General features: G+C 60.9%; 25 protein-coding genes. 7 read left to right on the top strand and 18 right to left on the bottom strand.

Features of this window, described 5'->3' with window-relative positions; genetic code table 11:
* Window positions 1-597: 597 nt before the first annotated feature.
* Window positions 598-1,989 (bottom strand): aminotransferase-like domain-containing protein, encoded by a 1,392-nt coding sequence (locus tag PMA3_RS06060; RefSeq protein WP_064676318.1) that lies wholly within the window; start codon window positions 1,987-1,989, stop codon window positions 598-600.
* Window positions 1,990-2,132: 143 nt separating this feature from the next.
* The gene (locus PMA3_RS06055) at window positions 2,133-2,894 is read right to left on the bottom strand and encodes an SDR family oxidoreductase (protein WP_064676317.1); all 762 of its coding nucleotides are present in this window, start codon (window positions 2,892-2,894) and stop codon (window positions 2,133-2,135) included.
* Between the two features lie 100 nt (window positions 2,895-2,994).
* Here PMA3_RS06055 and PMA3_RS32615 point away from each other — a divergent pair, with 100 nt between their 5' ends.
* Both PMA3_RS32615 and PMA3_RS06050 read left to right on the top strand, forming a co-directional pair.
* Window positions 2,995-3,132: a hypothetical protein gene (locus tag PMA3_RS32615; protein ID WP_161491134.1), complete on the top strand. Its 138-nt coding sequence runs from the start codon at window positions 2,995-2,997 to the stop codon at window positions 3,130-3,132.
* Window positions 3,129-4,133, top strand: coding sequence for an NADP-dependent oxidoreductase (locus PMA3_RS06050; protein WP_064676316.1), 1,005 nt, complete (start codon window positions 3,129-3,131; stop codon window positions 4,131-4,133). Before PMA3_RS32615 ends, PMA3_RS06050 begins: the two co-directional genes overlap by 4 nt.
* Before the next feature lie 72 nt (window positions 4,134-4,205).
* Here the strand turns inward: PMA3_RS06050 and pyrF are convergent, their stop codons facing one another.
* The 11 genes from pyrF to PMA3_RS05995 form a co-directional block, all read right to left on the bottom strand.
* Window positions 4,206-4,904, bottom strand: coding sequence for an orotidine-5'-phosphate decarboxylase (gene pyrF, locus PMA3_RS06045; RefSeq protein WP_008148060.1), 699 nt, complete (start codon window positions 4,902-4,904; stop codon window positions 4,206-4,208).
* A gap of 196 nt (window positions 4,905-5,100) precedes the next feature.
* Entirely contained in the window at window positions 5,101-6,156 is a 1,056-nt protein-coding gene (locus tag PMA3_RS06040) for an AI-2E family transporter (RefSeq protein WP_064676315.1), read from the bottom strand.
* A gap of 68 nt (window positions 6,157-6,224) precedes the next feature.
* Window positions 6,225-7,031, bottom strand: coding sequence for a DUF4892 domain-containing protein (locus tag PMA3_RS06035; RefSeq protein ID WP_064680619.1), 807 nt, complete (start codon window positions 7,029-7,031; stop codon window positions 6,225-6,227).
* A gap of 8 nt (window positions 7,032-7,039) precedes the next feature.
* Window positions 7,040-7,699: a glutathione S-transferase family protein gene (locus tag PMA3_RS06030; RefSeq protein ID WP_064676314.1), complete on the bottom strand. Its 660-nt coding sequence runs from the start codon at window positions 7,697-7,699 to the stop codon at window positions 7,040-7,042.
* Between the two features lie 50 nt (window positions 7,700-7,749).
* The gene (locus PMA3_RS06025) at window positions 7,750-8,604 is read right to left on the bottom strand and encodes an alpha/beta hydrolase (RefSeq protein ID WP_064676313.1); all 855 of its coding nucleotides are present in this window, start codon (window positions 8,602-8,604) and stop codon (window positions 7,750-7,752) included.
* Window positions 8,601-9,407 (bottom strand): alpha/beta fold hydrolase, encoded by an 807-nt coding sequence (locus PMA3_RS06020; RefSeq protein WP_064676312.1) that lies wholly within the window; start codon window positions 9,405-9,407, stop codon window positions 8,601-8,603. The genes PMA3_RS06025 and PMA3_RS06020 overlap by 4 nt, the downstream gene beginning before the upstream one ends.
* 175 nt (window positions 9,408-9,582) lie before the next feature.
* A complete protein-coding gene (locus tag PMA3_RS06015; RefSeq protein ID WP_064676311.1) occupies window positions 9,583-10,026 on the bottom strand; it encodes a hotdog fold thioesterase in 444 nt (147 codons plus the stop codon).
* A 33-nt stretch (window positions 10,027-10,059) separates the two neighbouring features.
* Window positions 10,060-11,727: an AMP-binding protein gene (locus tag PMA3_RS06010; RefSeq protein WP_064676310.1), complete on the bottom strand. Its 1,668-nt coding sequence runs from the start codon at window positions 11,725-11,727 to the stop codon at window positions 10,060-10,062.
* A gap of 197 nt (window positions 11,728-11,924) precedes the next feature.
* The gene (gene sixA, locus PMA3_RS06005; protein ID WP_064676309.1) at window positions 11,925-12,377 is read right to left on the bottom strand and encodes a phosphohistidine phosphatase SixA; all 453 of its coding nucleotides are present in this window, start codon (window positions 12,375-12,377) and stop codon (window positions 11,925-11,927) included.
* Complete coding sequence (locus PMA3_RS06000; RefSeq protein ID WP_064676308.1) at window positions 12,374-12,721, bottom strand: DUF4389 domain-containing protein; 348 nt, start codon at window positions 12,719-12,721, stop codon at window positions 12,374-12,376. Before PMA3_RS06000 ends, sixA begins: the two co-directional genes overlap by 4 nt.
* Window positions 12,722-12,752: 31 nt before the next feature.
* A complete protein-coding gene (locus PMA3_RS05995; RefSeq protein ID WP_064676307.1) occupies window positions 12,753-13,778 on the bottom strand; it encodes an NAD(P)H-dependent glycerol-3-phosphate dehydrogenase in 1,026 nt (341 codons plus the stop codon).
* A 196-nt stretch (window positions 13,779-13,974) separates the two neighbouring features.
* On the opposite strand from PMA3_RS05995, the gene PMA3_RS05990 reads away from it, so the two are divergent.
* The 5 genes from PMA3_RS05990 to PMA3_RS05970 all read left to right on the top strand — a co-directional run bounded on the left by PMA3_RS05990 (window position 13,975) and on the right by PMA3_RS05970 (window position 19,352).
* On the top strand, window positions 13,975-14,898 hold the full coding sequence (locus tag PMA3_RS05990) for a hypothetical protein (RefSeq protein ID WP_064676306.1): 924 nt from the start codon (window positions 13,975-13,977) through the stop codon (window positions 14,896-14,898).
* Window positions 14,895-16,796, top strand: coding sequence for an ATP-binding protein (locus tag PMA3_RS05985; protein WP_064676305.1), 1,902 nt, complete (start codon window positions 14,895-14,897; stop codon window positions 16,794-16,796). The genes PMA3_RS05990 and PMA3_RS05985 overlap by 4 nt, the downstream gene beginning before the upstream one ends.
* A 247-nt stretch (window positions 16,797-17,043) precedes the next feature.
* Complete coding sequence (fabA, locus tag PMA3_RS05980) at window positions 17,044-17,559, top strand: 3-hydroxyacyl-[acyl-carrier-protein] dehydratase FabA (protein ID WP_003179264.1); 516 nt, start codon at window positions 17,044-17,046, stop codon at window positions 17,557-17,559.
* A gap of 11 nt (window positions 17,560-17,570) precedes the next feature.
* The gene (gene fabB, locus PMA3_RS05975) at window positions 17,571-18,791 is read left to right on the top strand and encodes a beta-ketoacyl-ACP synthase I (RefSeq protein ID WP_064676304.1); all 1,221 of its coding nucleotides are present in this window, start codon (window positions 17,571-17,573) and stop codon (window positions 18,789-18,791) included.
* Window positions 18,792-19,163: 372 nt separating this feature from the next.
* Window positions 19,164-19,352 carry a hypothetical protein gene (locus PMA3_RS05970; protein WP_064676303.1) on the top strand — a complete coding sequence of 63 codons (189 nt, stop codon included), beginning with the start codon at window positions 19,164-19,166 and terminating at the stop codon, window positions 19,350-19,352.
* A 144-nt stretch (window positions 19,353-19,496) separates the two neighbouring features.
* Here the strand turns inward: PMA3_RS05970 and PMA3_RS05965 are convergent, their stop codons facing one another.
* The 5 genes from PMA3_RS05965 to cysM form a co-directional block, all read right to left on the bottom strand.
* Window positions 19,497-20,039: a DUF2058 domain-containing protein gene (locus PMA3_RS05965; protein WP_064676302.1), complete on the bottom strand. Its 543-nt coding sequence runs from the start codon at window positions 20,037-20,039 to the stop codon at window positions 19,497-19,499.
* Window positions 20,040-20,067: 28 nt separating this feature from the next.
* On the bottom strand, window positions 20,068-20,901 hold the full coding sequence (gene mazG, locus PMA3_RS05960) for a nucleoside triphosphate pyrophosphohydrolase (protein WP_064676301.1): 834 nt from the start codon (window positions 20,899-20,901) through the stop codon (window positions 20,068-20,070).
* 146 nt (window positions 20,902-21,047) lie between these two features.
* Window positions 21,048-23,291 (bottom strand): GTP diphosphokinase, encoded by a 2,244-nt coding sequence (gene relA, locus PMA3_RS05955; protein WP_064676300.1) that lies wholly within the window; start codon window positions 23,289-23,291, stop codon window positions 21,048-21,050.
* 123 nt (window positions 23,292-23,414) lie between these two features.
* Window positions 23,415-24,767 carry a 23S rRNA (uracil(1939)-C(5))-methyltransferase RlmD gene (rlmD, locus tag PMA3_RS05950; RefSeq protein ID WP_064676299.1) on the bottom strand — a complete coding sequence of 451 codons (1,353 nt, stop codon included), beginning with the start codon at window positions 24,765-24,767 and terminating at the stop codon, window positions 23,415-23,417.
* Complete coding sequence (cysM, locus tag PMA3_RS05945; protein ID WP_064676298.1) at window positions 24,767-25,669, bottom strand: cysteine synthase CysM; 903 nt, start codon at window positions 25,667-25,669, stop codon at window positions 24,767-24,769. The genes rlmD and cysM overlap by 1 nt, the downstream gene beginning before the upstream one ends.
* Window positions 25,670-25,745: the final 76 nt, after the last annotated feature.

The following is a 25,745-nucleotide window of genomic DNA, read 5'->3' as shown; positions in this document are numbered from 1 at the left end:
GGTATAGGCGCCGTCATCGGCCAGCCCGGCTTGCAGCACGTCGAGGTTATTGGCCACGCTGGACACCGACCAGCTGGCCATTTCCAGCGCCAGGTCCTTGGCCTGGCTGAGCGAGACGAACTCGTCAAAGGCCTTGCGATAGGCACTCAGGGATTGTTCGACATCACTCATCACCGGCACATTGGCAGCCGATTGCTCCTTGAGTTCGTTCGCAAGGGCGACCAGGTCGTCAATGCCCTTGTGCAAGGCATCAGCGGTTTTCGGGTTGCCACCCAACGCGTACTCCTGCTCAAGCAATCGCACCTTGAGCAGACCGCTGTTGAGCGACGACATTTGCTTGAGCCCGTCGAAGCGTTGGCTGATGGTCTGCAGGGACCACACGCCAATGGCCGCCACCAAGGCAGTCAACAGCAGTACGAGTACAAACCCGACACCCAGTTTTTTCGCCATACCGAGGTTGGCAAAACGTCCTTGCACGGCCGAAATCATTGCACTTGGTCCCCTGATATAGTCTGTTGACGCAGAGTCGCAACGGGCCTGTATCAACACAAGTCTCTGGCGCTGGAATAATGGCAAAAAGCTACGCCCACGTCGTTTTCAGAACGCTTGAGGTCGATCCACAGTGGTGGCTTGGAAAAACGCCCGGGCTCGCGGATCACTGGCATAGGCCACGTTGATACGCTGCCAGTCACCGGGCTCGCCGGTGGGACTGAAGGCCGTCGCTGAAGACAGCTGGACGCCGAAGCGCTGTGCCTGGGCCCGCACTTGAGCGTAGTCGGCCATGGGCGATCGCGCCCAGATGAACAAGCCCCCGGCAGGTTTGCCGAAGACCTCCCACTCAGCGTCTTCGAGCACTTGCAAGGCGGTCTCCCGATCGCTGTTCAAACGCTGGCGTTGTCGCTGTACCAGCTTGCGGTAGGCACCACTGGCCAACAGGCAAGCCACCACCGATTCGCAGAACTGTGACGCGCCCATGCTGCTGACCATCTTGACTTCGGCCAGTCGCGAAACAACCCCGGCGCCGGCTACTACAAAACCGACGCGCAACGAGCTGCTAAGGGTCTTGGAGAAACTGCCGACGTAGATCACGTTTTCCGCAGTATCCAGCGCGGCGAGCCGAGTACCGGGCCCGCCGGATAAATCCGCATAGACGTCATCTTCGACGACCAGCGTACAGTGGGTTTTCGCCAGTTGCAGAATCTGCTGGGCCACCTTTGGCGTCAGGCTGCTGCCCGTTGGATTGTGATAGAAACTGTTGATGAACAATGCTCGGGGCCGGTACTGCAGGAGCAGCGCCTCGAGCACGTTGATATCGGGCCCGTTCGGCGTTCGCGGCACCTCGATCATGTGGACGCCGCGCAGCCGGAGCAACTCGAACAGCATCGAGTACCCGGGACTTTCCACCACCACGCACTCCCCCGGCTTGAGCAAGGTGCGCACAATCAGATCAAGCCCCTGGCTAGCGCCCGCCGTTGTCAGGATCTGGTGCTCCTGCACGGCGATATGCAGTTGCAGCAGGCGCTTGCGAATGTGTTGGCGCAAGGCTGGCAGGCCCAGCGGGGTGCCATAGTTGAACAGCCCCGCCATGTCGGTGCGACTGATCTCACGGATCGCGTAACCCAGGTCGTCAGTCTCGCGCCAGCTTATGGGCAATCCACCACAGCCCAGCTTTAGTTCACCGAAGACGCCATCGTGCTTTACCGCCGCCCCTTCGAACCAGGGGTAATCCCGTTGCCTGCGAGCAGCCAATACCGGGTCGGCGACAAAAAAGCCGCTACCCTGACGCGACGCCAACACCCCTTCAGCGACCAGACGCTCACACGCTTCAACGACGCTGGACTGACTGAGCAGATTATCCCGCGCGATTTGCCGCGCAGAAGGTAAACGCGTCCCGGGCAATACTTCGCTTTGCCGGAGCCAGCCCGCCAGCGCATCGACAATTTGCTGGACGAGCGGCACCAAGGCCTGTCGATCGATTCTCAATTCCATGAGCAAGCAAACTCCTGTTCGTTTTGCTGGAACAGTTAATCACAGGAATGCTCGATGGGATGTGCGACAACGCCGCCAGAATCTTCGGTTCTAACCATTGGAAACACATTGGCCGGCACCATCGCCGAAGCTGAAAATCACATTCAGAATGCCGTGACGCCTCCGTCCACCGCCAACGAGTGGCCGGTGGTAAACGCTGCACCATCGCTGCACAGGTACAGCACCGCGCTGGCAATCTCCTCGACCTTGCCAATGCGACCCACCGGATGCATGGCATTGGCGAACTCGCCCTTCTTCGGATCCGCTTCATAGGCACGGCGGAACATGTCGGTGTCGATCACCGCGGGACACACGGCATTCACGCGAATCTTTTTCCTGGCGTATTCGATGGCCGCCGATTTGGTCAGGCCGATCACTGCGTGTTTGGAGGCGGCGTAGATACTCATCTTCGGCGCAGCCCCCAGGCCGGCCACCGACGCGGTGTTGACGATCGCACCACCACCCTGGGCCAGCAGCAAGGGTAATTGGTACTTCATGCACAGCCAGACACCTTTGACATTGACGCCCATGATCGCGTCGAATTCGTCGATCGTACCCTCGGCCAGTTTGCCTTTCTCGATCTCGATGCCGGCGTTGTTGAAGGCATAGTCGAGACGGCCGTAGGTATTCACGACTTCGTCCATCAGATTTTTTACATCGCTTTCCACGGTAACGTTGCAACGTACGAAGGTTGCTTCACCGCCCGCCGTGCGAATCAACGCCACCGTGCCCTCGCCACCCGCCGTATCAAGATCGGCGACCACTACTCTCAAGCCTTCGGCAGCGAACGCCAGGGCAGTCGCGCGGCCAATACCGGCGGCCGCCCCTGTCACCACTGCCACCTGGCCGGAAAACGTCATGCTCATTGTTATGTCCTCGTAGAGAAGATGCGGGGGTTCGCGTGCCGCAGTCTAGCCACAGGCATCCGTCGCGCGGCAGCACTATCAGAAGGCCGGTTGAGTGCCCATGAGTGACGGTGATAAAGCTGCCGGGCCAGCCATCACTGTTCTGGATCGGACTGCATTCGCGGCATCGGCGCGACTTGCGGCAATGATCATCAAGGGCTATCAACAAGACTTCATTCATCTTGAGTGCCTGTCATGACTACCCAGACCAATCGCCAGTTCCTGCTCGCCAAACGTCCGGTGGGTGCGGCAACCCGCGAGACCTTTACCTATCAGCAAGTACCGGTCGGCGAGCCGGCCGCGGGTCAGATTCTGGTCAAAAACGAATACCTGTCCCTGGACCCGGCCATGCGCGGCTGGATGAACGAGGGCAAGTCCTATATTCCGCCAGTCGGTATTGGCGAGGTCATGCGTGCATTGGGTGTAGGCCAGGTCATCGCGTCGAACCATTCGGATTTTGCGGTCGGGGACTACGTCAACGGTGCCTTGGGCGTGCAGGATTATTTCCTCGGCGAGCCACGGGGTTTCTACAAGGTCGATCCGAAACTGGCGCCGCTGCCGCGCTATCTTTCGGCACTGGGCATGACCGGGATGACGGCCTACTTCGCCCTGCTCGACGTTGGTGCGCCCAAGGCCGGTGACACCGTGGTGCTCTCGGGCGCGGCCGGCGCGGTGGGCAGCATTGCCGGGCAAATTGCCAAGCTCAAGGGTTGCCGCGTCGTCGGCATCGCGGGCGGTGCCGACAAGTGCCGGTTCCTGATCGACGAACTGGGTTTTGACGGTGCCATCGATTACAAGAACGAAGACGTCCACGCCGGGCTAAAGCGCGAGTGCCCGAAAGGCGTCGATGTGTACTTCGATAACGTCGGCGGCGATATTCTCGACGCCGTGCTGAGCCGCCTGAACCTGAAGGCACGGGTGGTGATTTGCGGCGCCATCAGCCAGTACAACAACAAGGAAGCGGTCAAAGGTCCGGCCAACTACCTGTCGCTGCTGGTCAACCGCGCACGGATGGAAGGTTTCGTGGTGATGGATTACGCCGCACAGTACGCCGCTGCCGCGCAGGAAATGGCTGGCTGGATGGCCAAGGGGCAGCTCAAGAGCAAGGAAGACATCGTCGAAGGACTCGAGACGTTCCCGGAGACGCTGATGAAGTTGTTCAGCGGGGAGAATTTCGGAAAGTTGGTTCTGAAGGTTTAATCCAGCGCTTGAGCCGATCACAAAACCAATGTGGGAGCGGGCTTGCTCCCACATTTGATCTTGAGTGTTTGGTTAAGCGAGTTCGGCCACCACAGCGGCGAGGGCCTTGGCCGGATCCGCCGCCTGGCTGATCGGACGGCCGATCACCAGGTAGTCGGAACCGGCATCCAACGCTTGACGCGGGGTCAGGATACGGCGCTGATCGTCCTGGGCGCTGCCCGCGGGACGAATCCCCGGGGTCACCAGTTGCAGCGACGGGTGAGCCGATTTCAGGGCCTGGGCTTCCAGGGCTGAGCAGACCAGGCCGTCCATCCCGGCTTTTTCCGCCAACGCGGCCAAGCGCAGCACCTGCTCTTGCGGCTCGATGTCCAGGCCGATACCCGCCAGGTCTTCACGTTCCATGCTGGTCAGCACGGTTACGCCGATCAACAGCGGTTTCGGGCCGGTGCGCTGGTCGAGCACTTCGCGGCAGGCGGCCATCATGCGCAGACCGCCGGAACAGTGCACGTTGACCATCCATACGCCCATTTCCGCAGCCGCCTTGACGGCCATGGCGGTGGTATTCGGGATGTCGTGGAACTTGAGGTCCAGGAACACTTCGAAACCCTTGTCACGCAGGGTGCCGACGATTTCCGAGGCGCAGCTGGTGAACAGTTCCTTACCGACTTTGACCCGGCACAGCTTCGGGTCCAACTGATCGGCCAGCTTCAGTGCGGCGTCACGGGTAGGGAAATCCAGGGCGACGATGATAGGAGTCTGGCAGGCGGACATGAGTGGGCTCTCAGGCAGGTCGAAATCGGCGCGCATTGTAGCGGAACCAGCGGCGCTGCGGGACCCGATGATCGGTAAATCGTCGAGTCGGCTCTCGCAAGCCTAGCCCCTGCGTCCATTGTGTCCATTGTGTCCAATTCGATTCACACACCCACAGCATCATCTGCCAGGACGAACAGCGCACCCGCGAGGCCTCTCAAGGCCGGCGATCCTCGACCCGGGCCTGACTTTTGCTCCAGTCGGTCAGCAAGCTGTAAGCCACGGCCAACAAGGTCGGCCCGATAAACAAACCGATGAAGCCAAACGCAATCAGCCCGCCAAATACCCCGAGCAATACAATCACCAAAGGCAAATTCCCGCCCCGACTGATCAGGTAAGGCTTGAGCACGTTGTCGACCCCACTGATGATGAACATCCCCCAGCAGCCGAGGAACACCGCCATCCCGTAATCACCCTTCCAGGCCAGCCAGGCCGTGGCCGGAATCCACACCAGCGGTGGCCCCATCGGAATCAGGCTCAGCATGAACGTGACGATCCCCAGCACCAGCGCCCCGGGCACCCCGGCAATCAGGAAGCCGATCAACGCCAGAACCGCCTGGGCAGCCGCCGTCCCGATCACCCCGTTCACCACGCGTTGCACCGTTCCCGCCACCAGTTCGATGTAATAGCCGGCTCGATCGCCGATCAGCCGCTGCAGCAACCCATGAACAAACGCCGCCAGCCGCGGCCCGTCGCGGTAGAAAAAGAACACGAAGACAATGCTCAACGTCAGCTCGAGAATCCCGCCGCCGATCTGCGCACTGCGCGCCAGCAACCAGTTACCGACCTGGCCCAGATAGGGCTTGATCGCCAGCATCATCGCCGCGCCCTGCTGATCGATACTGTTCCAGATCCCCACCAGCCGCTCGCCCACCAAGGGAATGCTGCCCAGCCAGACCGGTGCTTCAGGCAGGCCGTCGACCTGCACATCCTTGATGAACGCCGTGGCGTCGCGCACATGGTCCGCCAGGTTGAACCCCAGCCAGACCAGCGGCGCCGCCACCAGCACCATCCAGCCCATGGTCAGCAGCGCCGCCGCCAGGGATTCGCGCCCGTTGAGCCCGCGGGTCAGCAAACGCATCAGTGGCCAGCTGGCGAAGGCCAGCACCGCGCCCCAGAACAACGCGGACCAGAACGGCGCCATCACCCAGAAGCTCGCGCCAAACAGCACCAGGAGCAGGATCTGCACCAACAGCCGATCGTTATTGATCATCCCAGTCTCGAAAAAAGTCAGTCAGCCAAAAAGTAGGTGAACATGCGAGCACGTTCACCCGATACAGCTTATCGCAACAGTTCGAGGTGCAGGCCAGAGCCTTCGACACTGCCCGCTTCCATTCTGGCCGTACGGACGCCCTGCCCGATCAGGGCCTGGCGCCAGGTTTCGGCCTTGGGCCCGGAAATACTGACCCGCAAGGTGGTATCAAGATTCAGTCCACGGGAGATCAAGCGCAGCCAGGTCTCGTCAGGATCTCCGGTCAATTGGGGGAAATCGAGCTCACCGGTGCTCTTGAGCTCGCGCAGCAAGGTCGCGGACGTCGGCAGCAAATCCCCCAACGGTGCCGCGGCATCGAACTGTTCGACGTGCAGATAGGCTTTGCGATTACCGCGAGTGATGCTGTACAGCGCCACCAGGGTGTTGTCCCGGGGCGCCGCCAGACGCAACAGCAGATACGCTTGCCGATCGTCGGCGCCATAGAGCTTGGCGTTGCCGAAGACATCGTTGGCCCACAGGCTGCTTTCCCCGCAATCCCGGGCCTGGCACCAGAACAGCAACTGGGCATCCTGCTTCTGCAGGGATTCGCGGGCGGCCGTGAAGGCGTCGAGCGACGAGTGCTCCGGTGGCAACTCGTAGGTGACCGAGGTCGCATTGCCACGGGCGCTGACCTGACCATCGAAGCGCAGCTGGCCGCTGATCTTGCGGATCGAACCCAGCGGGTAGATCCGCTCGAGCTCGGTGGCCGGGCGATAGTCGACGATCTGCGCATCGGTCATGCGCGGCACGATCGGCAGGTCCTGACTGCCGGGAATATCGGCGGCAAACGCTAACGGACTGAAACAACACACCACCAGCAGACGGAATGAACGCATGGTCAGGCTCATCGGATCAGCATGGCCTGGGCACCTTTGACGACGCTGGCGTCATCGATGCGTTCGGGCACCAGCAGACCACGCTGTACGGCCGGGCGCGCCTCCATGGTCGCCATCCAGCGTTGCAAGGCGGACAAGCCCTCCACCTCGACGCCGGACCACTCGTGGCCACGAACCCATGGAAAGGTCGCGATATCGGCAATGCTGTACTCGCCCGCCAGAAACTCTACCGCTTGCAGGCGTGTGTCGAGCACTTCGTAGAGACGACGGGTTTCATGCTGGTAACGGTCGATGGCACCCTGCAGTTTCTCCGGGAAATAGCGGAAAAATACGTTGGCCTGCCCCTGCATCGGACCGATTCCGCCCATCTGGAACATCAGCCACTGCAGCACCACCGAGCGCCCTTTCGGGTCCTTTGGCAGCAGCTTGCCGCTCAGTTCAGCGAGATAGACCAGGATGGCACCGGATTCGAACACGGCAAAATCGCCGTTGGCACGGTCGACAATCGCCGGAATCCGGCCATTGGGATTGATCTTGAGGAAGTCCTCGGACTTCTGTTCCTTCTTGTCGAAACTCAAGGCGTGCACCCTGTAGGGCAGGCCGAGTTCCTCGAGCACGATAGAGACCTTGTGGCCATTTGGAGTCGCTGCGGTGTAGAGATCTATCATGGTTGTCTCCCATTTCAACCCGCCCAGCCTCGACAGTTGCCCGGCGCAAGTCAAGGAACGGCGAAGAACCGATTGAAACAGTCTGCGACAAGGTCGGCACCGGTTTCGTCATTCAGGTGCAAATGATGGCCGCCAGGCAGCTGTTCAGGGCTAAAGGGTAGACGTTCCAGCAGCTCGGAATGTCTGGCGAGCATGCCGTCGGCCGCGACGACCAGTTTTGCAGGACAACCGACCCGCTGGACGAAGGCCATCGCCTGTTCGGTAGTCAGACGCAGCGGCGATGGCAATGTAAGACGGTTATCGGTGCGCCAGGTGTAACCACCCGGTACCGGCATCAACCCCCGTTGCGCCAACAGCTCGGCGGCTTCGCGACTGACGGCCACCAGACCTTTCATGCGCGCTTCGATGGCGCGATCGAGGGTGTGGTAGACCGGTTTGCGTTTCTCCCTTAGATCAAGCTGTGCTTGCAGGGCCATGCCCATGCGCTCGGCGGCATTTTCGCCTTTGTCTGTAGGAGGAATGATGCCGTCGATCAAGGCCAGATGGGTCACCCGCTCCGGCAATGACCCGGCCAGCACCAGTGAAACAATCGCCCCCAACGAGTGCCCCAATAATCCGAAGCGTTTCCAGCCCAGCTGTTCGGCCACTTGCAGCACGTCATGGGCGTAATCCCAGAGCGCGTAACCGGCGCCCGCAGGCCGATGCCCGGAGTGACCGTGACCGGCCATGTCGAGGGCGACAATGCGCAGGCCCTTGAGCTTCGGTGCCAGCCGGGCAAAGCTGTTGGCGTTGTCCAGCCAGCCGTGCAAGGCGATCACCGGCACCCCGTCTTGCGGTCCGAACAGATGCGCCGCCAATTCAATGTGCGGCAGGCTCAGGCGAACTTCTTCGACGACAGGGCTCATACGCATTCCTGCGGGCGGCGACCGTCCCAGCGACTGAACAGATTCTTCAGCAGCAGGGCCGTATCCTGGGGACGTTCGAGAGGAAACATGTGGCCGCCGGGCATGGTCAGTGACTCGCCCAGGGGCATGCGCCCGACGGAGTTGACGTGATGACGCATCACCACTCGGCTCTTGTGTCCGCGAACCACCGCCAGCGGCACTTTCAGCTGCCCTGCCCGGCCGGGGCTGGTGTGGGGCACGCCGCGGTAGATGCTGATTTCCGTGGCCGGGTCGAAGCGCAGGCGCAGCTTGTCGCCCACCTTGTGCAAACCGTGCTGCAGATAAGCATCGAAGCATTCCGGGTCGAAACTGCGAAACAGGGTTTTGCCGGCAAAATACACTCGCGCAGCATCCAGATCGCTGAACTCTTCCCGACGGCCCAGGGTGCGACCGGCCGGGGTCAGGCGGTCGATGAAACCAAAGCGCTTGGCCGCGCGGATGACCCATTGATCAGTACGGGTCAGCACCGGCGAATCGAGCATCACCACCCCTCGATACAACTCGGGGCAACGCAGGGCGGCATGCAGATGCAATACACCGCCCAAGGAATGCCCGACACCCCAAACCGGTTCCGGTTGCTGCTTGAGGTGATGGATCAATTCGTCGACCAGGTTGTGCCAATTGTCGTCCGCCGGGAAACGCGGGTCGTGGGCGTGCTGCTCCAGATGCGTCACCTGATACTCGGGCGCCAGCGCCGCGAACAATTTGCCGTAGGTGCCCGAGGGAAAGCCATTGGCGTGGGCGAAAAAAATCTGTTGCGACATACAGGCAAATCCATGAGCGAGAACAGGATTTGATTGTCCGTAAGACGAGGTCCTACAGCAATGACCATAACTGTCAGCAATGGTGGTAGGAAATGTCGCAAATCTCAAAAAGATCGCAGGGTAGGCGATGCACGAGCTGCCGCGGGCTGCGATCTTTTGATCCATCAACCCTCAATCAACGCGCTGGCGGATTCTCACCCAACGGCACCACTGCCATGGTCAACCGCGACACACAACTGGCCTTGCCCTCATCGCTGGTCAGCCGAATGTCCCAGACATGGGTCGTACGCCCGATGTGGATCGCCCTGGCCACCGCCGTCACCCGCCCGCTGCGCAGGCCCCGCAAATGGTTGGCGTTGATTTCCAGGCCCACGCAATAAAACTTGCTGGTATCGATGCACAGGTAACTGGCCATGGAGCCGACGGATTCGGCCAGTACCACCGAGGCGCCACCGTGCAGCAGGCCGTAAGGCTGATGAGTGCGTTGGTCGATGACCATGCTGGCGGTCAGGGACGCTTCATCGAAGTCTTCGAAGCGGATATCCAGCACTTCGCCAATGGTGTTTTTCTGGAGTGCGTTCAACTGCTCGATGTTGGGGGTGGTGCGCCACAAACTCATTGCTGACATCCTTCGTTGGTTTTTATTCGTCACTCAATCCTGCCACAGCACGGCTTCGCTGCGCGCGCTCCATTCTTCGAACCGGGCACCGTAAGCCGCTTCGATCATGTTGCGCTTGATCTTCAGGGTCGGCGTCAGGAAGCCGTTTTCCACGGCCCAACTGTCCTTGACCACCACCAGCCGCCCCAAGCGCTCATGTTTGTCGAGCACACCGTTGACCTCTTCCAGGAGCTTTTCCAGGCTGGAATGCAGGCCTGCGCGCGCGGCGCCGCCCGCGTCCAGTTGCCCGACCGCCGAAAGCACGCACAAACCCAGCGGCGCACTCAATCCATCGCCGACCACGCACACCTGCTCGATCCGCGAATGCACCGCCAGCCGATTCTCGATCGGTGCCGGAGCGACATATTTGCCTGTGCTGGTCTTGAAGATTTCCTTCAGGCGCCCTGTCAGGCGCAGGTTGCCTTCGGCGTCTTGCTCGCCTTTGTCACCGGTACGCAGGAAGCCGTCTTCCGTGAGGGTTTCAGCGGTTTTTTCCGGTTCCTTGAAATACCCGAGCATGGTGGCGCCGCTGCGCACCCACACTTCGCCGGATGGCGCGATGCGCACCTCCACCTCGGGGCATGGCTTGCCGATCCAGCCGGGCTTGTTCTCGCCGGGCCGGCCAACGTGCGAATAGCCGCAGTTTTCGGTCATGCCGTAGACCTCCAGCACATCCAGCCCCAGTTTCTGGTACCACAGCAGCAAGGACTGCGGCACGGGCGCGGCACCGGACAAGGCTACGCGCAAAGCATCCAGCCCCAATCCGGCGAGGACTTTGTGCCCCACCCGCTTGCCGATGACCGGCAGGCCCAGCAGAAAGTCGAGACGCTTTGGCGCAATTTTGCTGTACACGCCCATCTGGAACCGGGTCCAGATGCGCGGCACGCCGAACATGACGGTCGGCCGTGCACGTTGCAGATCGGTCAGGAAGGTGTCGAGGCTTTCGGCAAAGAATACCGTCTGCCCGCCATAGATCGACGCCAGTTCGACGAACATCCGTTCGGCGACGTGGCACAGCGGCAAGTAGGACAGCAGCCGGTCCGACTCGTTGAGACCGAATAACTGCGTACCATGGGTGGTGGCAAACCCCAGACTGCCGAAGCTGTGCATCACGCCCTTGGGCAGGCCGGTGGTGCCGGAGGTGTAGATGATCGTCGCCAACTGATCGGCGGACGGCCTGGGATCATCCTGGATCGGCGAACTCGCTTGCAGGTCGGCCCAGCTGAAATCGAAAGTGCCGGGTGGGTGCAAGGGCAGGCTGATGGTCGGCAGATCGGGATTGACCCCGCGGGACATGCCCGGCCAGTCATCGAGCTTGCCGATGAACGCCAACGTCGCTTGCGAATGCTCCAGTACCTGGGCGACGGACTCGGCCGTGAGGTTCGGGTACAGCGGCACCGAGACATGGCCAGCCATCCAGATCGCCAGGTCGGCAATGATCCAGTGCGCGCAGTTTTTCGAGATCAGGGCGATATGACTACCTTGGGGCAGTTCCCGCGCACGCAACCAATGCGCGGCGCATCGGGCCTGATGCCCGACGTCTTCCCAGGTCAGGGTCTCGACCTGTCCGCCACCCGTGGGCTGTACCAGGAAGCGCTGGTGGGGATGACGGGCTTCACGCTCGTAGAAGACGTCCAGCGGCAAACAATAAGCGGCTGACATGCGACTCGCTCCTGTGTTTTTGTTCTGGAGCAAGCGTAGTCAACCAAGCAAATGCTCGGTCAACTATTTCACACAAGACCAGCAACGCTCTTGTGGGAGCGTGGCTTGCCCGCGATTGAATCGACTCGGTCTCCTTGGAAAACCGCGGTGCCTGCATCGCGGGCAAGCCCCGCTCCCACAGGGGCCGGTTTATTCAGCTATGGGTGTTTGATTCCTTTGAGCTTCATCGCCCCTGCCAGCGGCCCCTCGCCTTCAAGCTCGGCAAGGCCGGCGGTAGGGACCCTTTCCGGATCCTGCACATGGCCGTGCTGAAGATAACCGAGCAGGTTACCCACCAGCGGGTTATGACTGACCAGCAGCGCATGATCGACGGATACCAACTGCTCCGCCACCGTTTGCGGGCGGTAGTCGGGTGTCAGCCATTCGACGGTGCGGATTTCAGGTAGAAAGCCCAGCGCTTCACGTACCAGCATGGCGGTTTCCTGCGCTCGCAGGAAAGGACTGGCATAAATGGCGGTGAGCGGCTGGCCGATCAATTCGGCGGCACTGCGCAATACCTCTTCACGCCCCTTGACGGTCAAGGCCCGCTCGGAGTCCGGACGCGTACCGTGTGGCTCGGCTTCACCATGACGCAATACCCAGAGTTTCATAATTTCGGTTCCTCATCTCGAGCCGGATGCGGTGCTGGCGCCACAACGTGTGGGGCTTCGCCTTCCGGCGTACGCGGCGTCGGCCAGTCCGCGAACGGCCAGGGCTTCTGGTCGCTGTGAAAAGTGCCGAAACGACCGATCTGCGCCAGGAACTGGCTCAGACTGTCGCCGAAGTTCATCAGGCTGGCGCTCGGGGCGCCATAAATCAAACGATAGATCAGCTGCACCAGCACCACCGCGCCGAGGATGAATTGCGCCACTTGCCAGACCAGCAAGAAGACGATCATCCACAGCACACGCAGCAGGATGGATTCGTACTTGGCTTCTACTTTCGGATCGTTCATGTCCAGCTCCCTGCCCTGTCGATATAAGTATTCAGTTAAAACCGCTGGTAGAAATAAAGTCGACGTCGGTTTTCGGCTCGGCACGCATCAATAGACCGATCACCTGCTCCAGCGTGCGCCCTTCGAACAGGATGGCATGGAGTCCGGCGACCAGCGGCATATACACGCCAACTTCCTGGGCCTTGGCCTTGAGCACTTTCAGGGTGTTGACGCCTTCGGCCACCTCGCCCAGGCGCGTCACCGCGTCTTCCAGGCTCAATCCCTGGCCGAGGGCGAACCCGACCTGGTAGTTGCGGCTTTTCGGCGACGAACAGGTGACGATCAAATCGCCCACGCCCGCCAGCCCGAGGAACGTCATGGGGTTGGCGCCCTGATTCACCGCGAAGCGGGTCATTTCCGCCAGCGCCCGGGTAATCAACATGCTCTTGGTGTTTTCGCCCATGCCCAGCGCCACCGCCATGCCGGCGATGATCGCGTAGACGTTTTTCAGCGCCCCGCCCAACTCCACGCCGAAGCGGTCGGCGCTGGCGTAGACGCGAAAGGTGCGACCGTGCAGCGCGGCCTGGACCTGCTGGCAGAGGTCTTCGTCTTCGCTGGCGACCACCGTGGCGGTCAAGGCGTGTTCGGCGATTTCACGGGCCAGGTTCGGCCCCGACAGTACGCCGATGCGCGCTTGCGGGGCGATCTCTTCGAGGATCTCGCTCATCAGCTTGAAGGTGTGGGCTTCGATGCCTTTGGTCAGGCTCACCAGCAATTTGCCGCGCAAACGTTCGGCATGCGGCGCCAGCACCGAGCGCAGCGCGCTGGACGGCAGCGCCACGAAACTCAGGTCGCAGGCTTCCAGGGTAGCTTGCAGGTCGGTGACCGCTTCCACGGCCGGCAGAATCTTGATGCCTTTGAGGTAGCGCGGGTTTTCGCGATTGATCCGAATGGCCTCGGCCTGTTCGGGGTCACGCATCCACAGCCGCACCTGATGCCCGTTCTCGGCCAACAGATTAGCCACGGCGGTACCAAAACTTCCGCCTCCCAGGACCGCAATCGGGCGCTGTTCAGTCATATGCAATCCGTTAATCCATACCAGTGGCGATGTCGGCATTATACGGAGCAGCCCACTGGCGGCCAGTCCCCGTTTCAAATACCGGCACCTGTACGAAGAAGACCAATAAATCCGCGGAAAATGCCGCCATCGTGACTGGAAAAGTCGAGCGGCTCGGTTACCATGCGCGCCAATTGTTCGCTATCAAGGACGTGTCGTGTCGTCTGGCTCTCCATCACCCCTTGGCCACCTGCTGGCCGGACTATGCCTGGCACTCAGTGGTTTACTGTGCAGCCTGCCTGTCCGGGCCGCCGACATCCTGCTGATCGCCGCCGAGGACAGCCAGGCGTTGCAATCCTTTACCCAGGCGCTGAGGGAGCTGCGCCCTGCCGACAACGTGCGTTTCCAGCCGCTGCCCCATCTGGCAGCACCGGACAAACTGCCCGCCAGCACCCGCTTGATCCTGCTGGACCTGCCGAGTCTCGACTGGCGCCTGCAAGAGGCCCAGGGCCCGGCGACACTGGTATTGCGCATCAGCCGCCTGCAAGCGCGCCAACGCCTGGGTGCCACCCTGCCCCCGCACTTGAGCCTGCTGTGGAGCGATCCGCCGCTGGCCCGGCAATTGCGCCTGACCGGTATTCTTCTACCCCAGGCCCGACGAATCGGCGTGCTCTACGACAGTCACAGTGCGTTTCTCTTGAAGGAACTGCGCCAGGCCGCCTTGCCGCTGGGTCTTGAAATCGTCGCCGAGCGCTGGAACGACACCCGTGACAGCCGCCCGCTCCAGTCTTTGCTGAACAACAGCGACGCGCTGCTGGGGCTCGACGATCCCGATGTGTTCAACCCGAAAACCGCGAAAAACCTGTTGCTCAGCAGCTATGCACGGCAGCTGGCGTTGATCGGTCCCAATGCCGGTTTCGTCAAGGCGGGAAGCCTGGCCAGTACCTACAGCGATCAGAGCGACTGGCTGGCGATTCTTGACACGCTGCTCGACCAGCCACCGGCCAACTGGCCACGGACGCACTACCCGCAGCGCTTCCAGGTCTTGAGCAATCCGCAAGTGGCTCGTTCATTAGGTATCGAGCAGATAGATGAAGCCTCTGTCGCAACACAGTTGGCCGCAGGAGAGCGCCACCCATGACTTTCCATCGTCGCTGGGACATCAGCACCCGCACGCAAATCATCAGCCTCGGCCCTGCCCTGTTGCTGACCTTGCTGTTGATCAGTTTTTTCACCTTCGTGCGAATCCAGGACCTGCGCCAGGAACTCAACCACACCGGTCAGTTGATTGCCAACCAACTGGCGCCGGCCACCGAATACGGGGTGATTTCGGGCAACAACGAAGTGCTCGACAGTTTGCTCAAGGCCACGCTGGCCACACCCAATGTGCGCTTCCTGGAAGTTCAGGACAGCGCCAACCGGATTCTGGTGTACGTCGAACAACCGTCGGAAACCCACACCCGTTCGCATCAGGTCGAAGTCTTCCAGGCCCCGGTGCGACTGCAACGCATTGCGCTGCACAGCGACTTTTTCCAGGGCAGCAAAGCCCCCGGCCTCACGTCCACCGAGGATTATCTGGGCCGGGTCATTGTCGGCCTGTCCAACGACGCCTTCAGTCAGCGTCAGCAGGAAATCCTGTTCAAGGCCGGGATTCTGGCATTGTTCGCGCTTCTGTTTACGTTTCTGATCGCCCGGCGCCTGGCGAGCAGCCTGTCGCAGCCGCTGCGCGACATCGGTAATGCGGTCAAGGCGATCCAGAACGGCGACTACAAAACCCCGCTGCCCATCGTCGACGACACCGAACTCGGGGCGCTGTCGCAACACATCAACAACCTCGCCAGCGGTCTCGAACAAGCCAGCCGCGAACAGCACCAGGCGATGGCGCAGTTGATCCAGACCCGCGAAGAGGCGGAAAAGGCCAACAACGCCAAATCCGATTTCCTCGCGATGATGAGCCACGAACTGCGCACCCCGATGAATGGCGTAATGGGCATGCTGCAACTGCTGGAAACCACCGAGATGACCGAGGAGCAGCTCGAATATGCGGCGCTGGCTTCGGAGTCCACCGAACACCTGCTCAAGGTCATCAACGACATTCTCGATTTCTCGCGCATCGAGCGCTCGGAACTGGAACTGGAGCACATTCCGTTCAACCTCGCGGACCTGATCGGCAGTTGCGCCCAGGCGTTCTCGCACAGCGCAGCGCAACGCGGGCTGGATCTGGCATTGCTGATTCCCGATAACATGCGCGCGCTGCAGGTGCAGGGCGACCCGACGCGGATCCGGCAGATCCTGGTCAACCTGGTCGGCAATGCGCTGAAGTTCACCGAGCACGGTCGCGTCACCATCGAGCCGCAATGGCAATGGCTGGATCACGAACTGCTCTGGTTTACCTGCGCGGTGCGCGACAGCGGGATCGGTATTTCCAGCGAGCACCTGGAATCGATGTTCAATGCCTTCCAGCAGGCCGACAGCTCCATTTCCAGGCGCTATGGCGGCACCGGGCTGGGCCTCCCCATCGCCCGCACCCTGGCTGAACGCATGGGCGGCACCTTGCGCGCCCAGAGCGAAGAGGGTCGCGGATCGGTGTTCACCCTGCAAATCCCGCTGGCGCTCTATAAACAGACGCTACCGATACTGACGCCACGGCCACCCACCGGCACCGGTGAGGGCAACGGGCGCAATGTGCTGCTGGTCGAGGACAATCCGGTCAACCAGACGGTTATCGAGGCAATGTTGCGCAGCCTGGGCTTTACTGTCAGCGTCGCGACGGATGGCGCCCAAGCGGTGCGCAGTGCCGAGAGTCTGATTTACGAAGCGATCCTGATGGATTGCCGATTGCCGATCATCGATGGGTACGAGGCGACCCGCCAGATTCGCCAATTGCCCGGCTGCGCTGGCGTGCCCATCATCGCCCTGACCGCCAATGCCTTGCAGGGCGACCGGGAAGCCTGTTTATCGGCCGGAATGAACGATTACCTGGCCAAGCCCTTCAAACGCACCGATCTGCAGCAAATTCTGCAGCGATGGGTGCAGTAGTGCAGGCCTTTCGGCTATCTGCGACTGGCGTGAAAGGCGAAAGTGCGGCAGTCTTAGGCACCCGAACAAGCCCGAAAAGGGGCTTGATTAAAAATTTCAGTGCACAAGTGTACATTCGTGTCCTTGGCGCTGTGACTTTCACCACAACGCAATAGTCTATGAGTAGGCTGCTGACTCGAGGCATGAATGCTTCGACCGGCCGGGAAGATTTGCCCCACCTGCCGCACGGGACTATTGAGGAGCTCGCATGACCAAACAAAACGCCTTTACCCGGGAAGACCTGCTGCGCTGCAGTCGCGGTGAGCTGTTCGGCCCAGGTAACGCGCAACTGCCCGCCCCGAACATGCTGATGGTCGATCGCATCACCCTGATCAGCGAAGAAGGCGGCAAGTACGGCAAAGGTGAATTGGTCGCCGAGCTGGATATCACTCCGGATCTGTGGTTTTTCGCCTGTCACTTCGAAGGCGACCCGGTGATGCCAGGCTGCCTGGGCCTCGACGCCATGTGGCAACTGGTCGGTTTCTTCCTTGGCTGGCAAGGTCTGCCGGGCCGCGGCCGCGCCCTGGGTTCGGGCGAAGTGAAGTTCTTTGGTCAGGTTCTGCCGACTGCAAAGAAAGTGACCTATAACATACATATCAAGCGCGTCCTCAAAGGCAAGCTGAACCTGGCCATCGCCGATGGTTCGGTGACTGTCGACGGTCGCGAGATCTATACCGCCGAAGGCCTTCGGGTCGGCGTTTTCACCTCCACTGACAACTTCTAAGGGTTATCCGCATGCGCCGCGTCGTTATCACTGGTCTGGGCATCGTTTCGTGCCTGGGCAATGACAAAGAGACCGTCTCCGCTAACCTGCGTGCAAGTCGCCCTGGCATCCGGTTCAACCCGGAATATGCCGAAATGGGTCTGCGTAGCCAGGTTTCCGGCTCCATTGACCTTCCCCTCGAAGAGCTGATCGATCGCAAGATCTTTCGCTTCGTCGGCCACGCGGCGGCTTACGCCTACCTGGCCATGAAAGACGCTATCGCCGACTCCGGTCTGAGCGAAGAGCAGGTCTCCAACCCGCGTACCGGCCTGATCGCCGGTTCCGGTGGTGCTTCCACGCTGAACCAGATGGAAGCGCTGGACATCCTGCGCGAGAAAGGCGTGAAGCGCGTCGGCCCATACCGTGTAACGCGGACCATGAGCAGTACCGTTTCCGCTTGCCTGGCCACGCCGTTCAAGATCAAGGGCCTGAACTACTCCATCGCTTCTGCCTGCGCCACCAGTGCTCACTGCATCGGTACCGCCATGGAACAGATCCAGATGGGCAAGCAGGACATCGTGTTCGCCGGCGGCGGTGAAGAAGAGCATTGGAGCCAGTCGTTCCTGTTCGACGCCATGGGCGCCCTGTCCAGCCAGTACAACGAAACCCCGGAAAAAGCTTCCCGTGCCTACGACGCCAAGCGTGACGGTTTCGTCATCGCCGGCGGTGGCGGCATGGTCGTGGTCGAAGAGCTGGAACACGCTCTGGCCCGCGGCGCGAAGATCTACGCCGAAATCGTTGGCTACGGCGCGACCTCCGACGGCTACGACATGGTCGCCCCAAGCGGCGAAGGCGCCATCCGCTGCATGCAGATGGCCATGTCCACCGTTGACGCCCCCATCGACTACCTGAACACCCACGGCACTTCGACGCCGGTCGGCGATGTCATGGAAATGAAAGGTGTGCGTGAAGTGTTCGGCGACAAGGCGCCGGCCATCAGCTCCACCAAGAGCCTGTCGGGTCACTCCCTGGGCGCCGCCGGCGTTCACGAAGCGATCTACTGCATGCTGATGATGGAAGGCAACTTCATGGCAGGTTCGGCCAACATCGACGAACTGGACCCGGAAGTGGCAGACATGCCAATCCTGACCAAGACTCGCGAAGACGCCACCATCAACACCGTGATGAGCAACAGCTTCGGTTTCGGTGGCACCAATGCCACGCTGGTACTGAAGCGCTGGTCGGGCAAGTAATACCCCGCCGCTCTGCTGCACACAAAAACGCCCCGACTGGTTCGGGGCGTTTTTGTGTGCCTTTGATTTTGCATTTGCTTTTGTAGGAGCCAGGCTTGCCGGCGAAGGCGTACCCAAAGACGCCTTCGCCGGCAAGCCTGGCTCCTACAGGTACCGGTTTCAATTCGCCGTTTTGTCGTCGCGAACATGAAGCTTTTGTCATGAAACTTAACGCCCTGCAACCAAATGCCGCGTGTTTGGCGGGCTGCAGGACTTTTGCAAATCTGGCAAAAATGCCTCGCCGAATTCTGCCATTTACTTAGCAAGCTACCAAAATATATAACAAAGGCCTGCACACGCCTTGCTGCAGATAACAGAGATTGGAGCTAGCAGATGACTGTAAAAGTAACTGAACGCGACGATTCACATAAGTCCCACGAAGGTGTAGCCGCCGGTATCCGGATCTGGGATGTACATCAACAAGACATGCTGGTGGGGATGTTTCACTCTGAGACCGACGCCCACAGCTACAAGGCCGAACTGGAGAAACAGGAGCAGCAACGCGAACTGCTTTCCGCATAAGCAATTGTAGGAGCGAGCCTGCTCGCGATGGCCGAAAGAGCGCCGCGTTTAACCGGTAAACACGCGTTATCGTTAACGTCCATCGCGAGCAAGCTTGCTCCTACAGAACCGAGCGGGTTTGTCGTTGTTGCAGCCTTTAACGGCTTACCACATCAGATCATCCGGGATCTGATAGGCTGCGTACGGATCGTCCTCGGCGACGACTTCTTCGGTGTGAACGTTCAACTGCACGATACGCTGTGGATCGCGCTCCTGAATCTTCAGGGCCGCCTCACGCGGGATCACTTCGTAGCCACCGGCATGGTGCACGATCGCCAACGAACCGTTGCTGAGCTTGTTGCGCATCAGCGTGTTGACAGACAGGCGCTTGACCTTCTTGTCGTCGACGAAGTTGTAGTAATCCTCGGTGGTCAGCTTCGGCAGGCGCGAGACTTCGATCAATTGCTTGATCTGGGCAGCGCGGGCTTTCGCCTCGGCCTTCTCCTGTTGCTGACGGTTCAGCTCCTGGTCGCGCTTGACCTTTTCGGCCATGGCTTCCTGAGCTGCCCGCTGCTGTGAATCATCCAGTTCGATCTGGCCTTTGTGGGCCAGGCGTTGCTGCTTCTGTTTCTCTTTGCCGACCTGCTTGGCCTGCTTCTGGTTGACCAGCCCTGCTTTAAGCAACTGGTCGCGAAGGGAAATGCTCATGGTGCTTATTTCTCACTTAGGCAACTGCTCAACCGCAGCTGGGCATATTCTTTTCCTGACGTTTGGCTTCGCCCCACAAGGCGTCCAACTCTTCGAGGGTGCAATCTTCCATGGGACGGTGGGTGTCGCGCAATGCCTGTTCGATAAATCGGAAGCGTCTTTCGAACTTGCTGTTGGCACCGCGCAAGGCGGTTTCCGGGTCGACCTTGAGATGACGCGCCAGATTGACCACGGAAAACAGCAGATCGCCGACCTCATCGGCAATCGCAGCCGAATCATTGTCGGCCATGGCTTCAAGCACTTCATCGAGCTCTTCGCGCACCTTGTCGAGTACCGGCAAGGCATCAGGCCAGTCGAAACCGACCTGCCCGGCGCGCTTTTGCAACTTCGCCGAACGAGACAGCGCCGGCAATGCTGCGGGCACGTCGTCGAGCAAGGACAGCTGTTCGGGCGCCGAGGATTTCTCCGCCCGTTCTTCGGCCTTGATCTCCTCCCAGCGCTGCTTGACCTGTTCTTCACTCAGGCGCGGAACATCCAGCGGCGCGTACAGATCCCCGGTGGGAAACACGTGAGGATGGCGGCGGATCAACTTGCGGGTGATGCTGTCGACCACACCGGCGAACTCGAAGCGCCCTTCTTCCCGGGCCAGCTGGCTGTAGTAGACCACCTGGAATAGCAGATCCCCCAACTCACCCTGCAAGTGATCGAAATCACCGCGCTCGATGGCATCGGCGACTTCGTAAGCTTCTTCGAGGGTGTGCGGGACGATGGTGGCGTAGGTTTGCCTGATGTCCCACGGGCAGCCGAACTGCGGGTCGCGCAGGCGGTTCATCAGGTGCAGCAAGTCTTCAAGGCTGTACATCAATTTCTCTCACTGCAAAACCCTTGTGGGAGCGGGCTTGCTCCGGGCGGCGTTCCGACGAAAGCGGTGTGTCAGACAACATTGATGTCGACTGACACGCCCTCTTCGCGAGCAAGCCCGCTCCCACATTGGATCGGCGCTGACCATCACGGCGTGCGGTTACGCCGGGTTTCGATGATGTTCGGCAACTGGGAAATCCGTCCCAGCAACCGCCCCAGTGCATCCAGCCCCGGAATCTCGATGGTCAGGGACATCAACGCGGTGTTGTCCTCCTTGTTCGAGCGGGTGTTGACCGCCAGCACGTTGATCCGCTCGTTGAGCAGCACTTGCGATACGTCACGCAGCAAGCCGGACCGGTCGTAGGCGCGGATGATGATGTCCACCGGATAGGTGAGCACCGGCACCGGGCCCCAGCTGACCTGGATGATCCGCTCAGGCTCGCGCCCGCCCAATTGCAAGACCGAGGCGCAGTCCTGACGGTGAATGCTCACGCCACGGCCCACGGTGATGTAACCGACGATCGCATCCCCCGGCAGCGGCTGGCAGCAGCCGGCCATCTGTGTCATCAGGTTGCCGACGCCCTGGATCTGGATATCGCCGCGCTTGCCCGGCTTGTAGCCGGTGGCCTTGCGCGGGATGAGTTCGAGCTGTTCGTTGCCGCGCTCCGGCTCCACCAGCTGCTGTGCCAGGTTGACCAGTTGCGCCAGGCGCAAATCCCCCGCACCCAACGCGGCGTACATGTCCTCGGCCGTCTTCATGTTGGCCTTGTCGGCCAGTTTGTCGAAGTCCACCGCGGGCAGGCCCAGACGGCTGAGCTCACGCTCGAGCAAGGTCTTGCCGGCTGCGACGTTCTGATCCCGCGCCTGCAGTTTGAACCAGTGAACGATCTTCGCCCGCGCCCGCGAGGTGGTGATGTAGCCCAGGTTCGGGTTCAGCCAGTCGCGACTCGGCGTGCCGTGCTTGCTGGTGATGATCTCGACCTGCTCACCGGTTTGCAGGCTGTAGTTGAGCGGGACGATCCGTCCGTTGATCTTCGCACCACGACAGTTGTGACCGATCTCGGTGTGTACCCGGTAGGCGAAGTCCAGTGGCGTCGCGCCCTTCGGCAAATCGATGGCGTGACCGTCCGGAGTGAAAATGTAGACCCGGTCCGGTTCGATATCGACCCGTAGCTGGTCTGCCAGACCGCCAATGTCGCCCAGCTCTTCATGCCATTCGAGGACCTGACGCAGCCAGGAAATTTTCTCTTCGTAATGGTTGGAGCCGGATTTGACGTCAGTGCCCTTGTAGCGCCAGTGCGCGCAAACGCCCAGCTCCGCCTCCTCGTGCATCGCGTGAGTGCGGATCTGCACTTCCAGCACCTTGCCCTCGGGCCCGATCACCGCAGTGTGCAGCGAGCGGTAGCCGTTTTCCTTGGGGTTGGCGATGTAGTCGTCGAATTCCTTCGGGATGTGCCGCCACAACGTGTGGACAATGCCGAGCGCGGTGTAGCAATCGCGCATTTCCGGCACCAGGACACGAACGGCGCGCACGTCGTAGATCTGGCTGAATTCCAGACCCTTGCGCTGCATTTTGCGCCAGATCGAATAGATGTGCTTGGCCCGGCCGCTGATATCGGCGTCGACCCCGGTGGCCTGCAATTCGACTTTCAGCTGGTTCATCACATCGGCGATGAAACGCTCGCGATCCAGGCGCCGCTCGTGGAGCAACTTGGCAATCTGCTTGTATTGGTCGGGCTCGAGGTAACGGAAGGACAAGTCCTCCAGCTCCCACTTGATGTGACCGATACCGAGCCGGTGAGCCAGGGGCGCGTAGATGTCGAAGACCTCACGAGCCACGCGGTTGCGCTTCTCGTCGTCGGCGGTTTTCACCGCCCGGATCGCGCAGGTGCGCTCGGCCAGCTTGATCAGCGCAACGCGTACGTCGTCGACCATGGCCACCAGCATCTTGCGCAGGTTTTCCACCTGGCCCTGGGTGCCCAGCACCAGGGATTGACGGGGGCTGAGGCTGGCGCTGATGGCCGCCATGCGCAACACACCGTCGATGAGTTTGGCGACCACCGGACCGAAGCGCTGGCTGATCGCCGGCAGTTCGATCTGGCCTTCGCGCACGCCGCGGTACAAGACCGCGGCAACCAACGAATCCTGATCGAGTTTGAGGTCGGCGAGAATCTCGGCGATCTCGAGGCCCGTGCGGAAACTCGAGGTCCCTTCGGACCAGAGATTCTTCGCCGCATTGGCCTGTTGTTCAGAGGCGCGAGCGAACTCGCACGCTTCCTTCAAGGCTTCGCGATCCAGCGCCAGATCGACACTGACCGCGTGATCGAGCCAAGCCTCGAGATTGATACTGCCGTCGGTGTTGATCGGCTGGTGTGCTCTCACCTGTACCATCTTGCTTACCTTCCCTACGACGCAGATTCAATGCGTCAAAATCGCTGACCTTCGCAGCCCATGAACCCACGTCGGGCTGGTGCGCGGCTGCACGGGCGGGTCAGTCGGACCAGACGAGCCTTCCTAGCTCGCTTCAAATAACGCCATGGCCTCGACATGTGCCGTTTGAGGAAACATATCGAGAATCCCGGCACGTTTTAACCGGTAGCCCTGTTTGATCAATTCGACCGTGTCACGCGCCAGGGTTGCAGGGTTGCATGACACATACACCAACCGTTCGGCGCCCAACGACTTGAGCTTGCGCACGACCTCGAAAGCACCGTCACGGGGTGGGTCCAAGAGTACCGCACAAAAGCCTTCGCGCGCCCATTCGGCATCGGTCAAAGGCTGGGATAAATCGGCCTGAAAAAACTTCGTATTATGCAGATTGTTGCTAGCGGCGTTATTGGCTGCGCGCTCGACCATCGCCTGCACACCTTCCACTGCCACCACTTCGCGAACGGTCCTGGCCAGCGGCAAGGCAAAATTGCCCAGGCCACAGAACAGATCGAGCACCCGATCATCGGCCTTTGGCTGCAGCCAATCCAGCGCCTGGGCGACCATCGCTTCATTGACCCCGGCGTTGACCTGAATGAAATCTCCGGGCCGGTACGCCAGATTCAAATCCCAGGTTTCCAAACGATAGCCCAAGGACTGATCGGGCTCGACCGGATGCGGTTCGCCGTCACCGTGCAACCACAATTGTGCTCCGTGGAAGGCGCAGAAATCCTTGAGGATCGTCAGGTCGGCGTCGGACAGCGGCGCCATGTGCCGCAGCAAGACCGCCAGCGACGAACCACTGAACAGTTCCACATGCCCCAACGCCTGAGGTTTGCTCAAGCGCCGGAGCATCTCCGGCAAGCGGGTCATGATCGGCTGCAACGGCTGCACCAGCACCGGGCATTCGTTGATTGCAACGATGTCCTGGCTGCCCGCCGCGCGAAAACCGACCTCGAGTTTTTTCGCCTTCATGTCCCAGCGCACCGCCACCCGGGCGCGACGACGGTAACCGAATTCCGGACCGCTCAACGGCGCTGCCCACTCCTCGGGCTCGACACCGGCGACCTTCGATAATTGCTCGGCGAGCATGCGTTGTTTCAGGGCGAGCTGTTCGTCGTGCGGCAGATGTTGCACGCTGCAACCGCCGCAGCGACCGGCATGGGGGCACGGTGCCGGGCGACGCAATTCGCTGGCCTGGAACACGCGTTCGGTACGCGCCTCGACCACTTTGCCGTGGGCGCCCAGAACCCGCGCTTCGACCTCTTCACCGGCCAATGCACCGAGGACGAACCAGGTGCGACCTTCGAAAAACGCGATGCCGCGACCGTCGTTGGCGAGGCGCTCGATGGTCAGGCGCTGCTTTTTGCCGGTCGGGATTTGCGGGGCCTTGCTGCCGCCGGTGGGCTGGAAGCGCAGGCCTCTCTCATGCTTGGCCATCAGTTGGGCGCGTCGAAAATGCCGGTCGACAGGTATCGGTCGCCACGGTCGCAGATGATCGCGACGATCACCGCGTTTTCAACCTCTTTGGACAGGCGCAGCATCGCCGCCACCGCACCGCCCGAGGACACGCCACAGAAGATGCCTTCTTCGCGGGCCAGACGACGGGTCACGTCTTCGGCTTCGCTTTGCGCCATGTCGACGATCCGGTCCACGCGATCGGCTTGGTAAATTTTCGGCAGGTATTCCTGCGGCCAGCGGCGGATACCCGGAATCGCCGAACCTTCCATCGGTTGCAGACCGATGATCTGCACGTTGTCGTTCTGCTCTTTCAAGTAGCGCGAAACGCCCATGATGGTGCCGGTGGTGCCCATCGAACTGACGAAATGGGTGATGGTGCCTTCGGTCTGACGCCAGATTTCCGGGCCCGTGGTGGTGTAGTGCGCCTCGGGGTTATCGCCGTTGGCGAACTGATCCAGCACCTTGCCGCAGCCTTCGGCCTCCATGCGCTGGGCGAGGTCGCGCGCACCTTCCATGCCTTCTTCCTGGGTGACCAGGATCAGCTCGGCACCATAGGCGGTCATGGCAGCCTTGCGCTCGGCGCTGGAGTTGTCCGGCATGATCAGGATCATCTTGTAACCCTTGATCGCGGCGGCCATCGCCAGGGCGATCCCGGTGTTGCCCGAGGTCGCCTCGATCAGCGTGTCGCCGACGTGGATCTGCCCGCGCAACTCGGCACGGGTGATCATCGACAGCGCCGGACGGTCCTTGACCGAACCCGCCGGGTTATTCCCTTCGAGCTTGAGCAAAAGGGTGTTGCTGGTGGCGCCGGGCAGGCGCTGCAAACGGACCAGCGGAGTGTTGCCGACGCAATCGGCGATGGTTGGGTACTGCAAGGTCATGGCGTATTCGCAATCCAGACTGCGGGGGCGCCTATCATACCGGCAAACGTTCGCAGGCCATATCACGCAAAGTACG

This window comes from Pseudomonas silesiensis (assembly GCF_001661075.1).
Classification (GTDB): domain Bacteria; phylum Pseudomonadota; class Gammaproteobacteria; order Pseudomonadales; family Pseudomonadaceae; genus Aquipseudomonas; species Aquipseudomonas silesiensis.
Note: the sequence above shows the minus strand (reverse complement) of the source record. Positions and strands in the feature narration are given on the sequence as shown.

Bases quoted from the DNA above. Each gene is read 5' to 3' on its own strand.
- PMA3_RS06060 (WP_064676318.1), bottom strand. From the start codon at position 1,989: ATGGAATTGAGAATCGATCGACAGGCCTTGGTGCCGCTCGTCCAGCAA.
- PMA3_RS06055 (WP_064676317.1), bottom strand. From the start codon at position 2,894: ATGAGCATGACGTTTTCCGGCCAGGTGGCAGTGGTGACAGGGGCGGCC.
- PMA3_RS32615 (WP_161491134.1), top strand. From the start codon at position 2,995: ATGAGTGACGGTGATAAAGCTGCCGGGCCAGCCATCACTGTTCTGGAT.
- PMA3_RS06050 (WP_064676316.1), top strand. From the start codon at position 3,129: ATGACTACCCAGACCAATCGCCAGTTCCTGCTCGCCAAACGTCCGGTG.
- pyrF (WP_008148060.1), bottom strand. From the start codon at position 4,904: ATGTCCGCCTGCCAGACTCCTATCATCGTCGCCCTGGATTTCCCTACC.
- PMA3_RS06040 (WP_064676315.1), bottom strand. From the start codon at position 6,156: ATGATCAATAACGATCGGCTGTTGGTGCAGATCCTGCTCCTGGTGCTG.
- PMA3_RS06035 (WP_064680619.1), bottom strand. From the start codon at position 7,031: ATGCGTTCATTCCGTCTGCTGGTGGTGTGTTGTTTCAGTCCGTTAGCG.
- PMA3_RS06030 (WP_064676314.1), bottom strand. From the start codon at position 7,699: ATGATAGATCTCTACACCGCAGCGACTCCAAATGGCCACAAGGTCTCT.
- PMA3_RS06025 (WP_064676313.1), bottom strand. From the start codon at position 8,604: ATGAGCCCTGTCGTCGAAGAAGTTCGCCTGAGCCTGCCGCACATTGAA.
- PMA3_RS06020 (WP_064676312.1), bottom strand. From the start codon at position 9,407: ATGTCGCAACAGATTTTTTTCGCCCACGCCAATGGCTTTCCCTCGGGC.
- PMA3_RS06015 (WP_064676311.1), bottom strand. From the start codon at position 10,026: ATGAGTTTGTGGCGCACCACCCCCAACATCGAGCAGTTGAACGCACTC.
- PMA3_RS06010 (WP_064676310.1), bottom strand. From the start codon at position 11,727: ATGTCAGCCGCTTATTGTTTGCCGCTGGACGTCTTCTACGAGCGTGAA.
- sixA (WP_064676309.1), bottom strand. From the start codon at position 12,377: ATGAAACTCTGGGTATTGCGTCATGGTGAAGCCGAGCCACACGGTACG.
- PMA3_RS06000 (WP_064676308.1), bottom strand. From the start codon at position 12,721: ATGAACGATCCGAAAGTAGAAGCCAAGTACGAATCCATCCTGCTGCGT.
- PMA3_RS05995 (WP_064676307.1), bottom strand. From the start codon at position 13,778: ATGACTGAACAGCGCCCGATTGCGGTCCTGGGAGGCGGAAGTTTTGGT.
- PMA3_RS05985 (WP_064676305.1), top strand. From the start codon at position 14,895: ATGACTTTCCATCGTCGCTGGGACATCAGCACCCGCACGCAAATCATC.
- fabA (WP_003179264.1), top strand. From the start codon at position 17,044: ATGACCAAACAAAACGCCTTTACCCGGGAAGACCTGCTGCGCTGCAGT.
- fabB (WP_064676304.1), top strand. From the start codon at position 17,571: ATGCGCCGCGTCGTTATCACTGGTCTGGGCATCGTTTCGTGCCTGGGC.
- PMA3_RS05970 (WP_064676303.1), top strand. From the start codon at position 19,164: ATGACTGTAAAAGTAACTGAACGCGACGATTCACATAAGTCCCACGAA.
- PMA3_RS05965 (WP_064676302.1), bottom strand. From the start codon at position 20,039: ATGAGCATTTCCCTTCGCGACCAGTTGCTTAAAGCAGGGCTGGTCAAC.
- mazG (WP_064676301.1), bottom strand. From the start codon at position 20,901: ATGTACAGCCTTGAAGACTTGCTGCACCTGATGAACCGCCTGCGCGAC.
- relA (WP_064676300.1), bottom strand. From the start codon at position 23,291: ATGGTACAGGTGAGAGCACACCAGCCGATCAACACCGACGGCAGTATC.
- rlmD (WP_064676299.1), bottom strand. From the start codon at position 24,767: ATGGCCAAGCATGAGAGAGGCCTGCGCTTCCAGCCCACCGGCGGCAGC.
- cysM (WP_064676298.1), bottom strand. From the start codon at position 25,669: ATGACCTTGCAGTACCCAACCATCGCCGATTGCGTCGGCAACACTCCG.